Origin of the sequence: Bizionia hallyeonensis (genome assembly GCF_042657385.1) — a bacterium.
Taxonomy (GTDB): Bacteria; Bacteroidota; Bacteroidia; order Flavobacteriales; family Flavobacteriaceae; genus Algorimicrobium; species Algorimicrobium hallyeonense.
The window spans coordinates 512,741-526,511 of the sequence record NZ_JBHSLA010000002.1 but is presented as its reverse complement, the minus strand read 5'-3'; the positions used below and the strand labels follow the sequence as shown (position 1 = coordinate 526,511).

Annotated in this window: 15 protein-coding genes and 3 tRNA genes; all 18 read right to left on the bottom strand. The window is 34.9% G+C overall.

Translation table 11 applies throughout. The features are described from left to right. Positions 1-54: 54 nt before the first annotated feature. The 18 genes from ACFPH8_RS07845 to tsaD all read right to left on the bottom strand — a co-directional run bounded on the left by ACFPH8_RS07845 (position 55) and on the right by tsaD (position 13,726). The gene (locus ACFPH8_RS07845) at positions 55-1,899 is read right to left on the bottom strand and encodes a PLP-dependent aminotransferase family protein (protein ID WP_376859913.1); all 1,845 of its coding nucleotides are present in this window, start codon (positions 1,897-1,899) and stop codon (positions 55-57) included. 132 nt (positions 1,900-2,031) lie between these two features. Then, positions 2,032-2,892 carry a hypothetical protein gene (locus ACFPH8_RS07840; protein ID WP_376859911.1) on the bottom strand — a complete coding sequence of 287 codons (861 nt, stop codon included), beginning with the start codon at positions 2,890-2,892 and terminating at the stop codon, positions 2,032-2,034. 152 nt (positions 2,893-3,044) lie between these two features. Further along, the gene (locus ACFPH8_RS07835) at positions 3,045-3,488 is read right to left on the bottom strand and encodes an RDD family protein (RefSeq protein WP_376859909.1); all 444 of its coding nucleotides are present in this window, start codon (positions 3,486-3,488) and stop codon (positions 3,045-3,047) included. A gap of 18 nt (positions 3,489-3,506) precedes the next feature. Continuing rightward, positions 3,507-3,635, bottom strand: a complete 129-nt coding sequence (locus ACFPH8_RS07830; RefSeq protein WP_376859907.1) for a hypothetical protein — start codon at positions 3,633-3,635, stop codon at positions 3,507-3,509. Between the two features lie 99 nt (positions 3,636-3,734). Next, the gene (locus tag ACFPH8_RS07825; RefSeq protein WP_376859905.1) at positions 3,735-4,856 is read right to left on the bottom strand and encodes a DUF2914 domain-containing protein; all 1,122 of its coding nucleotides are present in this window, start codon (positions 4,854-4,856) and stop codon (positions 3,735-3,737) included. Positions 4,857-4,980: 124 nt separating this feature from the next. Then, complete coding sequence (locus ACFPH8_RS07820) at positions 4,981-5,787, bottom strand: SDR family oxidoreductase (RefSeq protein WP_376859903.1); 807 nt, start codon at positions 5,785-5,787, stop codon at positions 4,981-4,983. A 131-nt stretch (positions 5,788-5,918) separates the two neighbouring features. Further along, complete coding sequence (locus ACFPH8_RS07815) at positions 5,919-6,479, bottom strand: hypothetical protein (protein ID WP_376859901.1); 561 nt, start codon at positions 6,477-6,479, stop codon at positions 5,919-5,921. A 149-nt stretch (positions 6,480-6,628) separates the two neighbouring features. Beyond that, positions 6,629-6,702, bottom strand: a tRNA-Arg gene (locus ACFPH8_RS07810). Between the two features lie 18 nt (positions 6,703-6,720). Continuing rightward, a tRNA-Pro gene (locus ACFPH8_RS07805) sits at positions 6,721-6,795 on the bottom strand. Between the two features lie 79 nt (positions 6,796-6,874). Continuing rightward, a tRNA-Ser gene (locus ACFPH8_RS07800) sits at positions 6,875-6,958 on the bottom strand. 140 nt (positions 6,959-7,098) lie between these two features. Beyond that, complete coding sequence (locus ACFPH8_RS07795) at positions 7,099-7,764, bottom strand: HAD family hydrolase (protein WP_376859899.1); 666 nt, start codon at positions 7,762-7,764, stop codon at positions 7,099-7,101. A gap of 25 nt (positions 7,765-7,789) precedes the next feature. Then, positions 7,790-8,983, bottom strand: a complete 1,194-nt coding sequence (locus ACFPH8_RS07790; RefSeq protein WP_376859898.1) for a THUMP-like domain-containing protein — start codon at positions 8,981-8,983, stop codon at positions 7,790-7,792. Between the two features lie 6 nt (positions 8,984-8,989). Beyond that, positions 8,990-10,078 (bottom strand): AI-2E family transporter, encoded by a 1,089-nt coding sequence (locus ACFPH8_RS07785; RefSeq protein WP_376859896.1) that lies wholly within the window; start codon positions 10,076-10,078, stop codon positions 8,990-8,992. Between the two features lie 38 nt (positions 10,079-10,116). Beyond that, positions 10,117-10,623: a TrmH family RNA methyltransferase gene (locus tag ACFPH8_RS07780; protein WP_376859894.1), complete on the bottom strand. Its 507-nt coding sequence runs from the start codon at positions 10,621-10,623 to the stop codon at positions 10,117-10,119. A 13-nt stretch (positions 10,624-10,636) separates the two neighbouring features. Next, complete coding sequence (locus ACFPH8_RS07775) at positions 10,637-11,278, bottom strand: DUF4159 domain-containing protein (protein ID WP_376859892.1); 642 nt, start codon at positions 11,276-11,278, stop codon at positions 10,637-10,639. A gap of 2 nt (positions 11,279-11,280) precedes the next feature. Then, positions 11,281-11,985, bottom strand: coding sequence for a 16S rRNA (uracil(1498)-N(3))-methyltransferase (locus ACFPH8_RS07770; RefSeq protein WP_376859890.1), 705 nt, complete (start codon positions 11,983-11,985; stop codon positions 11,281-11,283). 2 nt (positions 11,986-11,987) lie between these two features. Next, entirely contained in the window at positions 11,988-12,608 is a 621-nt protein-coding gene (locus tag ACFPH8_RS07765) for a peptidylprolyl isomerase (RefSeq protein ID WP_248399354.1), read from the bottom strand. Positions 12,609-12,703: 95 nt separating this feature from the next. Then, a complete protein-coding gene (tsaD, locus tag ACFPH8_RS07760; RefSeq protein ID WP_376859887.1) occupies positions 12,704-13,726 on the bottom strand; it encodes a tRNA (adenosine(37)-N6)-threonylcarbamoyltransferase complex transferase subunit TsaD in 1,023 nt (340 codons plus the stop codon). Positions 13,727-13,771: the final 45 nt, after the last annotated feature.

Here is a 13,771-nt window from a genome sequence, read left to right as displayed (position 1 = left end):
TAATTGAGATTCCTCCTTTGTCGGAATGACATTATATATTTTAATGGCAATATATTACATGCTCTTAACAAACTCTAAAAACACCTCTTTATGACGTTCCAAATCCATGTTACCGGATAAAGACGCACGAACAATATAATCTTTGTCGCCTTCCTTGGTAGTGCCCTGGGTGGATGTTGCTGGAATAGTCCAGTAGCAACCCTTTAACTGACCATAGCTCACACAAAACTTGCTTTCTTCAGGGATTTCAGTAATCATCAAGTTGATTAATTTCAAGTTTAAAGCGCGTTTATGGGCTTCTTTTTCTTCAGCTGTGTTTCCTTTTGTAGGTAAATCTAATGAAAATACGGATGGTGTAAAACCTTGCTCTGCCAAGTCATCAGATACAAAATTGATTTTCGCTTCTGGTAAAACCTCATGGATAAAGTTTACAAAGTGGCGTGTGTTGACATAGGCGTCTGCAATACGCTGATTCATGGATGGTAATTGTTGGGCTAGCAACTTATATTGCAATGTGGTTGCTTCATTGTCACAAAGCATCAAATGCTTCGCTATTTTATCCATTAAGGCGTCTGTTTTGCTATTTCCTACTGCGTATCCCGCAGTACATTTTCCGCCACTAGGAAATTTGGAGCCACTGGCATAAGAAATGGTTCTTACCGTGGATAGAATTTCCCCGTCACCTAAAAAGTGCACATTCGGACAAAAGGTTTGATCTAAAATAAAAACAGGATCGATTGCTGTTTCACCCGTTGCTGTTTTTCGCACTTTACTTAAAGCAGCCTTTAAATCTTGAAGGTTTGGAACTTCCACTCGTGGGTTTGTTGGGATTTCGGCTATAATGTATGGAACCGCATCTTGTTTGGCAATGCGTTTCAAAACGGTATCAATACTTTGTACCATATCGTTATCACCATCTACTGGTAAATCTACAACGTCAACTTGATCCAAGCAATCTGCCACACGTCGGGCTTGGTCATTGGTTCCGCCATAACAATTTGGTGGTACAATAAATTTAATGGCTTTTCCTTTATGATTTTCTTGGGCGTCGTGAATGAGTCCCATCATAATAGCGTATTGCATAGATAAACCACTAGAAGCCACCAAAGGTTTGGACGTGGTACCTGTAATGTCTTTGATGTTTTTTAAAACCTGTTTTTTATGGGGTTCAATTTTATTGGAAGGTGCCTGAAAAGCTGTTTTGTTGACGAGCGCTTTTAAAGCCATAAGCGAATTTTCAGGTGTCATGGCAATGGTTTCACGACGGCGTACATGTTGAATATCCGAAATGTATGATGCGTTTTGTTCGCCATTTACGAGTAATATACTGCCCAAATGGTCGTGGAGATTCACGTAAAAATCAATATTCGCATTTAAATCTGTTTGCGTAATGGTGTCTTGATGTGCTATGAAAATGGTGCTTCCCTTAAAATCGAGAATCGCCTTTGAACTATCAACATGGATTAATTCGAAATTATAACCATACACCTCTTTAATGGTTTCCGCATCAAAACAGTCTGGTAAGTCTCCCGTATAAAGGATTTGTGTTTTTTTATTTTCCAATAGATTGGTTCTTAAAATGGCCAAAACCGGAATGGTTAGCGATGCAAAACTGATGACATGTTTAGCATCAAGCTGGTTTATGTTTGCAATACCCCATTCTAACACGCAGGATAGGGGGTGACCCAAGCGGATATAATCATAAGCCGTTGGTAATTTACTTAATGCGGATGTCGTAGCATTATTGGTTTTATATAAGTGTTCAAACGCGTTTAGAAATTCCGTTTTTGCTAACGACTCATCATAAATATCTAGTCGATGGGTGGTTAGATTCAGCCAGTCTGTTGGCATATTTTCAATAACAGCTTCAATATAATTTAGCATTTTTGGGTCTTGCATGTTTTTACTTTTAAATAGAGCTGCAAGGTACGGAAAATAGCTTTTTTTAAAGAAGGTTATTGGTTAGAATATTTTAGGAATATTGTTGTATTTCAATGATAATTTGTGTTCGTTGAGTATAATGTTTTACGCTTAATCATAGAGATATTCATATTCTATTTGTAAATGACCATCACTGTAGAATTTTTTTGAAATTGGATAATTATCACTGTCTAAAACCCAATCAATTACTACCACATTTGTACCAGATTGATATCCAATTCCAAACTTTCGTAGTGTAGATGCTTCATTATATGTAGCAGCATTTATAGAATTGTTATAAATAATTCGGTTGTTTTTATAATCTCCAAACATGAAATTTTCATTGACTGGAAAATTGTCGGGTGGAAGATTAACATTGTCATAAGAATAATTTGTAACTCCAGATTCTGTTTTTCTTATGACGTTATTATCAGCATCATATATTACTTCTGAAGTTCCATCATCATTTAATTCCTTATGAATTAGTCCCAGACTATTTATATAAAAAGTTTTATTTAAAAATCCGCTATTATTTTCCTGTCGGCTTGATATCGTATTGTCAGAATTGTAAGTAAAATCTGTCGTTATAATATTTGAAGCATTACTAGAGTTAGTGGTTTGTATTATCCGGTTCATATTGTCATAGGAAATAGTTACATTAAAGATTAATGTGCCGTTTGCCGAATAACCTTTGCGGTCTGTCAGCATTCCATATTCATATATCATATCAAAATAAGACGTTAATTCATGATTATTATTGTAAAAAGAATCCGTTTTAGGTCTGTTATTTTCATAATCTCTTGTTGAGTAGCGTTCTACTTCATTCGAATTATAAATTTTAAGCTTTAGTTTTGAAATACTTCTTGGGCTTTCTGTTTGAGCTACGTCATCGTCTGAACAGGAATAACTAATTAAAGCTATTAATACAATAAGCAATAAATTCAATTTTGCAGATGGCTTTCTTTTTGGCATAATTTTTTAAGTGATTTTAAGTGTTTTGATTTCGTGATGCTGTTTCAAATTTAGGAAGTAATAGAATTTATAAAATACAAGAGCTGCCTCACATAAACAGGTTTTCGTAAGTAATCATTTACCTATATTTTATTAAATTGTTTTTAATACTATTATCCTTTAATGACTTTAGTTTTCGATAAATAGTCATGTAAACCATTTTTTACAAATAAATACGAAATTCCATCGAAAGGTATGAATCGACATATAGTTCTATTAATTATATCAGAAGGATTTGGCTTTTCTCCATTCAACTTTACCACTTTAGTTTTAGTTATAAATTTCCCTAATGTTTTTTGAAATTTAATTTCCATAATTGTGTAGTAACTCATGGCTGTTCCAAAAACTGTTATGATAGTCAATAATACAGCTAAAAAGGAGTCTTTAAATGGTGTTATAAATAATCCTAGAATTATAAAGACGATAAGTATAAGAAGATATGTAGCAATAATATCAATTAAATAATTTAGGAACCTAACCCCTGAACCAACAACATTAGAATTAACAATCTGCTTGTTATCTTTTTCTATTTTCGCTTCTCTAATTATTTCATTCAATTCACTAATCTTTAATTTTCATTTCTCAATTTCAATTTCAGCAGCTTCTAAAGCGATGGGTTTGTATCGGTTTTTTTCAAGTGTAACAATCTTAATTAACTCCTCATCAGTACGTTCAGACATGGCTTGTTCAAATTCATTTTCCATATAGATAACTGTATTATTTTGATAAGCATGAAAATACCATAAATAATTTCAAGTAGTTTACGGATACCCATAAATTGTAAGTGTTTTTAGATGTATGTCTTAAAACTTTCGTTGAACCACCCGTTTTGGTTGTAAATCAGGGTTCATAATAATTTCAAAATCAATAACGCCCAGTACTAGTTCTTCTTCGGTTATGACATCTACTTGCCAGGTGCCAGGCTTGACATTGTTTTTATAGGTGTAGCCACGAAAGCCGGCATTTCGGCCACCTGTGATATCAAATCCAATTTTATCGGTTTCTTCCCATTCCTTGCTGTCTGGATTATACCATTTCCAGCGATGAAAGATGGCTTTTTTTATGGCAGTAGGCGCGAATATAGACGTGAAAACAAATACCTTTTCATCCGGTTGCTGAATGAATTGTAATCGGTGATCGCGCCAAAAAATATACCAGTCATCACGTTCGTAAGTAACCAGATAGTTGCCATTTTCTTTTTGAACACTATGAGCAACAATACCTTCATCTAAAGCTAATGGTACTGGTGGAATTAAATTAAAATAATAAAATAAATTGATGCTCAGATATAAGGTTAAAACAAGCCCGATAACTTTGGTTATACTAATTTCAGCTTTGGTACTCGGACTTTTTATATATACCAAAATAATTAAACCTAAAGTAATAGAGAGGCTTAATAATCCGGAAATTATAAAAATGGTTGTGCTCATTTCCTTGAATACTACAGGAATCATGAACGCAAAAAAGGTAAAGCTTATAAAAAAGTAAATTCCGAATTGTAAGTATTTATTGGAGATTCGCCGTTTTAATACTTCGTTGGCTAGAAGTAGTAAAACAAGGATAACAAAAAATGAAATGGTTTTCGACATGGACACACTTCGGGAAAAATATATGACATACGCGCTGGAAAGTCCACCAAACGAAAATTGTACGGCTAATGGAAAATACTCTTGAAAACGTTCTAAAAAGGTGCCTATCCATTTGCCATCTTCAGCTAAATTAAACAAGTATAACATGGTAGTTAAAAATGTCATGTGTAAGGATAGGACCGTTAAATCGTAAACCCGATCTATACGGCCAAGTGTTAAAGTATCGAAAATAAAACCACCAATAAAGAACAGTAACGGCGCATATTTTTCATGTCTCCGAATAAAATTCCGAAAAGCACTATTTCTAAATTTAACGTAAGTTCTTTTAAAACGCATAGCGAGAGATTGTGGGTTAAATTAAATAACAGTTGGCACTTTACGGTAGTCAGGATGCGTTTTTTATTGGAATGGGTTAAACTTTTATACCACAAACTTGCCTTGATCTGAATTTATAACCCGATTATTTTTGGCGCCCTACAAAATGCTCCATGGTTTTATAAATACCCAATACCTTGCCCGTAAACCAGTCGAATACATTTACAGACATAACGGCTTGACCAAATCTAGTTACTCGGTAAATATAGCCTGGAATGGTTACCATTCTTTTATTTGTTTCTATGGCTTTGATAATGGTTAGAGATGCCGCTTCTGGTTCTAATATGGGAATTTTAGATTTCACACCGTCAAACATTCCTGTATTTATATAATAAGGCATGATGGTGGTAACATGTATGTTTTTTTTGAGTTGTTTCATTTCCAAACGCAAACTATCAGACCAACCAATAAGGGCCCATTTGCTAGATGCGTAAACTGACATTTTAGGATTGGAGATTAAACCACCAGAAGAGGCAATATTACATATATGTCCAGAATTCTGTTGAAGCATATCGTCTAGAAATATGTTAGAAATATGCATAGGCGCTAGGCTGTTAATTTTCATGGTGTTTTCTATATCGGCTTCCGTATGTTCATGGAAAAACTTACCGACAATAATTCCCGCGTTATTGATAAGCACATCTACGATTCCAATTTCTTGCTTGACGTTTTTAGCGGTTTCTTGAACCTGTTGCATGTTAGAAATATCTAATGTATAGCTAAAAAGCGCCGGATTGTTTTGCAACTCGCTGGTTGTTAAATCTATATTTTCCTGACTAATATCCCAAATAACCACACGAGCTTGACGTTCTAACATGAGGCGTGTCATGATTTTTCCAATTCCAGATGCTCCACCAGTTATTAATACTGTTTTCCCTTTGAAGTTTTTCATGAGTTTTTAAGCCTTGTTTGGTTAGTATTTTTGATTAAGAACAGCCTATTCCCAAATATAGAAAACTATTGGCTTATAAATAGCGCGGATGGGATATTTGAAATTAAGTTTATCTAAATGATTAGATGCTGTTATTTTACATAGTTTTTAGTCCAATTGGCGCCTTCATCAAAAAGGTTATAACCATTTTCGGAATCGGAGCACAAATAGCTGCCTGTCCATTGGCCATTTAAGGTAAACAGGTTGAAATTGGATTCAGCACGCACAAAAAATCCCATCCAAGTACCATCATTGTTATAATACAAATACACATCGGAATTCGCATAAATGAGAAACCCAATAATTTCAGCCGATTGATTGAACATATAATAACCCTCCCAATTCCCGTAATTTGGGTTGAGTTGGAAATTATATTTAGGATTAAATTTTGAGTTGAATGCCGGGTTTAAATCGGAATTATATTTCGGGTTAATGCTAGACGTGTATTTGGGATTTATATTGGCTGTATACTTCGGATTGATATTGGAATTATACTTCGGGTTTATTTGTGAGTTAAATACCGGATTTATGTTGGAATTAAACTTGGGATTTAAACTAGAATTAAATTTCGGATTTTGATTGGAAGGTATAATTTGAGCAAAAAGGGGAAGTATAGCGAGGTATAAAAAGACGGTTACTAAATGCGTTTTCATGATTTGTGAGCTTAAAAGCAAATCAAAGATACTTAAATTATTACGCTTAACATTTGGGATAAATAAGCTTAAATGGGAGGGACGTTATTGCAAACTAATTGAAATGCCTAAAAACAAAAAAGACCTACTGAAAACAGTAAGTCTTTAAGTGAGCCCGACAGGATTCGAACCTGTGACCGCCTCCTTAGAAGGGAGGTGCTCTATCCAGCTGAGCTACGAGCCCGTAACTCTAAAAAATTTGTCGGGGTGGCAGGATTCGAACCTGCGACCTCCGCGTCCCAAACGCGGCGCGATAACCGGGCTACGCTACACCCCGATACTTTTTTTCAAAAATGCAGTTTAACTCGAAAATTTCGAGTGTCTGCAACATGAAAAAACGGTTATCTAAAAAAATGCGGAGAGACAGGGATTCGAACCCTGGCGACACTTACGCGTCGACAGATTAGCAATCTGCTCCATTACCACTCTGGCACCTCTCCATTAAATATAAAAGAACATTCTTTTAATGCGGATGCAAATGTAACCATCCATTATAAAGAACGCAACTATTTTTGAAACTTTTTACGCGAAAAAATGCAATTTTTATTTACCGATTAAAATTTCAACAATTAACAACCTATTAGTGAACTGATAAGAGGTTTTTTGCACGTTGGTAGGAAATGCTTTTAAAATCGTCTATCACGAGATTTGCTGTCTCATAATTCTGGTTTTTGGAGTGTAAGCTTTTATATCCAACACAAAAAATACCCGCAGCATTAGCTGCTTTAATACCATTTGTAGAGTCTTCAATCACCAAACACTGTTCTTTTTTAAACCCGGAGCTTTCCGCAGCTTTTAAAAAGATTTCGGGGTGTGGCTTGGATGCTTTTAAATCGGCACCACTTAATTTGGCTTTAAAGTAGGGGTCCAATTCAAATCGGTTGAAAACACTTTCAATGGTTTGCATAGATGCGGATGAAGCCAGCACCAACGTTACATTGTTTTGATGGTAGTCCTGAATTAATTCTAATACGCCGTCAATAAGCTGTAAACTGCTGTCCGACACAAATAAATCTTTGAAAATATGGCGTTTAATCTGCACTAATTCCTCGGGTGCATTTGCTAACTTAAAATGATTACAAAGCTGTCGGCAAACATTAATGGTTGATTGCCCCATGAACGATTGATATTGCTGCTCTGTTACATCTAACTTCAGTGAATTAAACATCCCATAATAGGCTTTGTGGTGCAGCGGTTCTGTATCTACAATTACACCATCCATATCAAATAATACTGCTTTTAACATGTTTCTCTTATTTATGTTTAAGCGATTAAGCTTTTAAATATTCTACTTTTTTACAAATTATTCCAATACGTTCCTCTTGCATGTTTGTCGCAAAAAATAGGTAAATATCACCACCATCGGCTATTTTTAATTTCTTTCGGATGTTCGCCACAGCATCTGGAAAGTTACGCGTTGTAATATTGGCTTGAGTTATCCCTAGTTTTTTAACCGCTTTTTTATTGTAAGGCACTATTTCTACAATTTGAAAAGAACGTCCAGGAAAATGAACCAAATCATTACTAGTGTACAAATGGGTGTGCTGATGTAACTTATCAAGTTGTAATTGATGGGAAACACTATTAAAAGCACCCGATTTTAAAATAGCAGCATTGGGCTCATACAAATACTGTTTTGGTAAACTGTAGGTTGCCTGTGCTAATGTTTCTTGATTTAGTTGAAAATTGAAGGTTTGATTTTGGTGTTTATTGAGATTGATGGTTTTAATAGCAGTAGCACCTTCATAACCATTTTCCAGAATCCAAAGTAATTCTTTAACTTCATTATTCAAGGCAACCACATGAATTTCTTTAACTGCCTGTAACTCTTGAATACCAGATGAAATATCTAATAAAGGCGCCGTTTTAATTAATAGGTTATTGGTGTGCTTGAATACATCATCCAAATGATCTGGAACACTGGGCAAACAATCTTTTAAGAAAAACACTTTACCCTTACTATCATGACGTCTGGAAGGATCTATATAAATCCAATCGAAGCGCGTTTTTTGACTTTTTAAATACCCAATACCATCTTCTGAAATTGTTTGAATATTGGTGACTTGTAACTGTTTAAAATTATAAGTAACGATTTCAGATAAGTTGTTATTTATTTCGCAATGAATAACCTGTTGCATTGTTTTTGCGAAATAAAAACAATCTACACCAAAACCACCAGTTATATCCAATAGGTTTTCTCCTGAAACTAGAGAGGCTTTGTATTGCGCCGTAGTTTCCGAAGAGGTTTGCTCAATATTCAATTTATTTGGATAATAAATGAATGGTGTTTTAAACCAGGTTGGGAGTTTGGTTTTACTACGTTTTTTGGCTTCAATTTGCGCTACTAATTCCTTAATTGTAGCAGACGGATGAGGTGCTTTTCCAAACAGTAGTTTGGTACTATCGGATTCTAAATGGGCGTCTATAAATTCCTGATTTTCGGTATTTAAAATAGCGACATTCAAAACGGCTTAAAGATTCTCTGTTAAACTCTGAACAATTTTATTATCGGCTAAAAACTCCTTTAAAATAACCTTTAAAGCGGTGTAACCAGGAATGGCGATAATCATACCTACAATTCCAAAAAGGAGTCCAGCAATAACAATAACCAGAAATATTTCAAGTGGATGCGATTTTACACTTCTTGAGAAAATAACCGGTTGACTAATAAAATTATCAATTAATTGGCCAATGGCAATAACAATTAAAACATAGAGTGTTTCTGGTAAAATAACATCGCTAAAACTACTACCTAAATTACTAGTCATAGTCAGTAATACCATAATACATCCACCAATTACGGGTCCCAAATACGGGATTAAATTAATTAAGGCACATAAGAAAGCTATTACAACAGCATTTTCAACACCCACAATTAACAAACCAATGGTGTAAATAACAAAAATGACTGAAATTTGAAATACAAGTCCCACGAAATAACGCGAGAGTAAGTCTTTAATTTTTTCGATTGAATTTTTTACGCGACTTACTTTACTATCTGGAACGAGTGTAAGTAGGCTGTTTTCAAAAAGTTTACTATCCTTTAAAAAGAAAAATGATATAAATAACACGGAGAATAATCCAATACTAAAACTTCCCAAACCGCTTACCACGGAGTTTAAAAATTCCGGGATAACGCTAAAATTTAAGTTTGAAAACAATTCGGAATTTTCAAGTGAGTCTCCCGTATTTATTTTATCCAAATTAAAATGGGAAGCCGTTTCATTATATATATTATTAATATTTACCTGTAATTTTTCAATATCTAAAAGTGATAAATTATGACCTTGTTCAACAATTAAAGGAATGAAAAGACCTACTAAACCCAGTATCAATCCTAAAAGCATTATCATAGTTGTTATAACTGCTAACAGGTTATTGAATTTTAAACGACGTCTTAAAAATGCTACAATAGGTCTTCCTGTTAAGGATATAACGGCAGAAATGGCAATGTAAACGATTACAGATTGTATTTTATAAAGAAAAAACAAAAGAATAGCTACACCTAATAGATAGCCAATTGCTCTTAAAATACCGTTTGAAACTTGTTTAGAATTCATGCGTCAAATATACTGATTGAAACTGAATTGGTTACCAATTAATTTTCCTTAAGTTGTTTGGTTATTTCGTATAGGCAGATGGTTGTAGCTTGAACCACATTCATACTGCTATTTTGCCCAAACATATTTATGTGAACAACCGAATCTGCTAATGCTAAAACAGCTTCCGAAATCCCAAAATTTTCTGCACCAACTATTAAAGCAATAGGTTCTGTGGTCTCAAATGTTATTTGATTAATGGCTTGGCTGTCTTCGGTAATTTCTAAAGCGACTATACGATATCCAGCTGATTTTAAGCGTAAAATGGATTCTAACGTATCCGTATTCATTTCAAACGGCACATATTTTTCTGTAGCGCGTGAGGTTTTAGCTGATTTTCTTCCAAACTCGATATCTTTTCCGCACAAAATTAATTTTTCAACTCCAAAGGCGTCGGCCGTTCTAAATAAACTCCCAATGTTTGGCGCATTGGTAATTCCATCGCAAATTACGGTAATGGGGAAGGTGTGTGGTGAAAATTTAGAGGTGTAATGTGTGAGTTGCATAATCCTATTTACTCTAATGCTCAAACGCATATTTAATAATATTGGCACCCATTTTTAATGCTTTTTCTCGAACTTCTGGTGGGTCATTATGAACAACTTCATCTTCCCAGCCATTACCTAAATCACTTTCATAGGTAAACAGAACTACTAATCGGTTTTCATGGAAAATGCCAAAAGCTTGTGGTCGGTTTCCATCATGTTCATGGATTTTTGGTAAACCTTCAGGGAAACTATAGGCTGTATTAAAAATAGCGTGATTTGCTGGTATTTCTATCATTTCTGCATTGGGAAACACCGTTTTTAAAGCTTCTGTAACATAGGGTTTCATGCCGTAGTTATCATCTATATGTAGAAATCCTCCCGAAAGCAGGTAGTTTCGTAAGTTTTCAGCATCTTCATCACTAAAATAAACGTTTCCATGACCCGTCATGTGGATAAAGGCATATTGAAAAATATCCATGCTACCAGCCTCTACAGTTTCTGGTTTGTCATTGATTTTGGTGTTGATATTCGCATTACAAAACGCAATAAGATTTGGAAGTGCTGTTGGATTACTATACCAATCACCACCACCTTTGTATTTTAAAACGGCAATTTCTTGGGCAGATATACTACACGTAATAATTAATAAAAGAATCGTGATGCGTTGCTTCATAGTTACTCATTTACAAATGCCACACTGTGACATGCAACAATTGATGCGGTTTCGGTACGTAATCTGGTTTCACCCAAAGTTACAGGAATAAACTTGTTTTTAATGGCTGTTTCAATTTCTTTAACACTAAAATCGCCTTCTGGTCCAATTAAAATGGTAATTGCCATTTCGGGTTTAATTACTTGCTTTAAAGATTTCCTATCCAGTTCCTCACAATGTGCAATAAAAGTTTGTCCTTCAAAAGATTGCTTTATAAAATCTGAAAACGGAATGGCCTCATTTAACGTCGGTAAGTAGCAATTTAAGGATTGCTTCATAGCTGATTGAACTATTTTTTCAAAGCGATCTAATTTAATCACCTGACGCTCACTATGGTCGCAAATAATAGGCGTAATGGTAGTGATGCCTATTTCAGTTGCCTTTTCTAAAAACCATTCAAACCGATCGTTCATTTTGGTAGGCGCAACCGCTAAATGTAATTGGTAATTTAAGGGTTTCTGTACTGTTTTGGCTATAATTTTAGCTTCACATTTTTTTATGGCATCTGTTGTAATTTCAGCTGAAAACAACCAACCTTTTCCATTGGTAATTTGAAGGATATCTCCCACATTTTTCCGAAGTACTTTTATAATATGACGACTTTCGTCTTTGTCAAACGTAAAGTTCTCGGTAGTTTCGGAAATATGTGGATTGTAAAACAGCTGCATGATTATTTTTTTTCGACTATTTTTAGCACTTTAATTTCCTTGATTTCTTTTGGCTGGTAGGAATTCAACACCAAATAATACCAGGATTTATCTTTAAGTTCAAATGAAAACAAATCGCGTTTGCTAATAGGAACATTAATAATGACGCGTTCTAATTCCGGATGCATTTTACCAGGAGCAAACCAGCCTGTATCACCATTTCTATTTGCATTTCTATCCATAGAATATTGTTGCGCCAATTTACTAAATGGCACACCATCTTTGTATTTTTTGGAAATGGTTTTAATTAGGCTTTCTGCCGCTTCGGCATCTATTTTGTTGCCATCAATAAAAATATAATTCGCGCGATAATGCGTGGTTGTAAAACGATCTACAACTTTATAACGGGTTCGTTCCATTTGACCATCAACTGTGGCTTGGCCCGAGCTAAATAGGTTTCGCGCTAATTCGGTTTTATGGTTCTCCTCATTAAAAACAATAAACGTGTTGCTTTTGCTTGGGTTGGAATCTAAAAACAATTGGGCTTCGTCGGCATTGGTAATTGTTTCAAAAGTAGGTGTTACGGCTTCCTGTGCATGTAGGACTGCACAGAAACCAATTAAAAAAATTAGTAGTGTTTTCATAATTTGGGATTGTTTAGTAAACAAAAAAACAAAAAATAAGGCTTCAATGAACGAATTGCCAAAACATTATTAACAGATGTTTTAACAATTGGCTATTAAATTTTCAATCTAGAAGAGGCTGTTACGTCTTGCTCACTAAAATAACCTTCCAAATACTTTAAATATCCAACAATAGCAATCATGGCAGCATTATCTGTGGTGTATTCAAATTTTGGCACATAGGTGGTCCATCCAAATTTTTGCTCACCATCTTTTAAAGCTTGACGAATACCTGAATTAGCGGAAACACCGCCACCAATAGCAATATGTTTAATACCTGTTTGCTTGGTGGCTAATTTAAGCTTATCTATTAAAATACCGATAATAGTATATTGGATAGAGGCGCAGATATCATTCAGATTTTCTTTAACAAAATTGGGGTTTGCTTTGGTTTCTCGCTGAACGAAATATAGAATTCCCGTTTTTAATCCCGAAAAACTAAAGTTTAAACCGTCCACGTTTGGTTTGGTAAATTTAAACGCCTTCGGGTTTCCTAATTTAGCCCGTTTATCAATTTCTGGACCTGCGGGATACCCAAGGCCGAGAATTTTCCCACTCTTATCAAAGGCTTCACCAACAGCATCATCAATTGTTTCACCTATTACTTTTAAATCAAAATAGCTGGAAACTTTAACTATTTGAGTGTGGCCACCTGATATAGTCATGGCCAAAAAAGGGAAGGGTGGCTTTGAATAATCGGCTTCTTCAATAAAATGCGCCAAAATATGTGCTTGCATATGGTTAACGTCAATTAATGGAATATCCAGACCAAAAGCCAAAGACTTGGCAAAGGAGGTGCCTACTAATAAAGAGCCCATTAATCCAGGTCCTCTAGTAAAGGCCACGGCATGTAACTCATTTTTAGTAATGCCTGCTTTTTTAAGTGCTTGAGCAACCACGGGAACAATGTTTTTTTGATGTGCTCTAGAAGCCAATTCAGGAACCACACCACCATATTCTTCATGTATTTTTTGACTTGCTACAACATTACTCAAAACACGACCGTTTAACAGTACGGAAGCCGCAGTATCATCGCAGGATGACTCAATTCCTAATATGTAAATATTTTCTGTAGCCATTTCTAATAATTGGGCATAATAATTGTTAATTTTGATGTCAAAGTT

Bases quoted from the DNA above. Each gene is read 5' to 3' on its own strand.
- ACFPH8_RS07845 (WP_376859913.1), bottom strand. From the start codon at position 1,899: ATGCAAGACCCAAAAATGCTAAATTATATTGAAGCTGTTATTGAAAAT.
- ACFPH8_RS07840 (WP_376859911.1), bottom strand. From the start codon at position 2,892: ATGCCAAAAAGAAAGCCATCTGCAAAATTGAATTTATTGCTTATTGTA.
- ACFPH8_RS07830 (WP_376859907.1), bottom strand. From the start codon at position 3,635: ATGGAAAATGAATTTGAACAAGCCATGTCTGAACGTACTGATGAGGAG.
- ACFPH8_RS07825 (WP_376859905.1), bottom strand. From the start codon at position 4,856: ATGCGTTTTAAAAGAACTTACGTTAAATTTAGAAATAGTGCTTTTCGG.
- ACFPH8_RS07820 (WP_376859903.1), bottom strand. From the start codon at position 5,787: ATGAAAAACTTCAAAGGGAAAACAGTATTAATAACTGGTGGAGCATCT.
- ACFPH8_RS07815 (WP_376859901.1), bottom strand. From the start codon at position 6,479: ATGAAAACGCATTTAGTAACCGTCTTTTTATACCTCGCTATACTTCCC.
- ACFPH8_RS07795 (WP_376859899.1), bottom strand. From the start codon at position 7,764: ATGTTAAAAGCAGTATTATTTGATATGGATGGTGTAATTGTAGATACA.
- ACFPH8_RS07785 (WP_376859896.1), bottom strand. From the start codon at position 10,078: ATGAATTCTAAACAAGTTTCAAACGGTATTTTAAGAGCAATTGGCTAT.
- ACFPH8_RS07780 (WP_376859894.1), bottom strand. From the start codon at position 10,623: ATGCAACTCACACATTACACCTCTAAATTTTCACCACACACCTTCCCC.
- ACFPH8_RS07775 (WP_376859892.1), bottom strand. From the start codon at position 11,278: ATGAAGCAACGCATCACGATTCTTTTATTAATTATTACGTGTAGTATA.
- ACFPH8_RS07770 (WP_376859890.1), bottom strand. From the start codon at position 11,985: ATGCAGCTGTTTTACAATCCACATATTTCCGAAACTACCGAGAACTTT.
- ACFPH8_RS07765 (WP_248399354.1), bottom strand. From the start codon at position 12,608: ATGAAAACACTACTAATTTTTTTAATTGGTTTCTGTGCAGTCCTACAT.
- tsaD (WP_376859887.1), bottom strand. From the start codon at position 13,726: ATGGCTACAGAAAATATTTACATATTAGGAATTGAGTCATCCTGCGAT.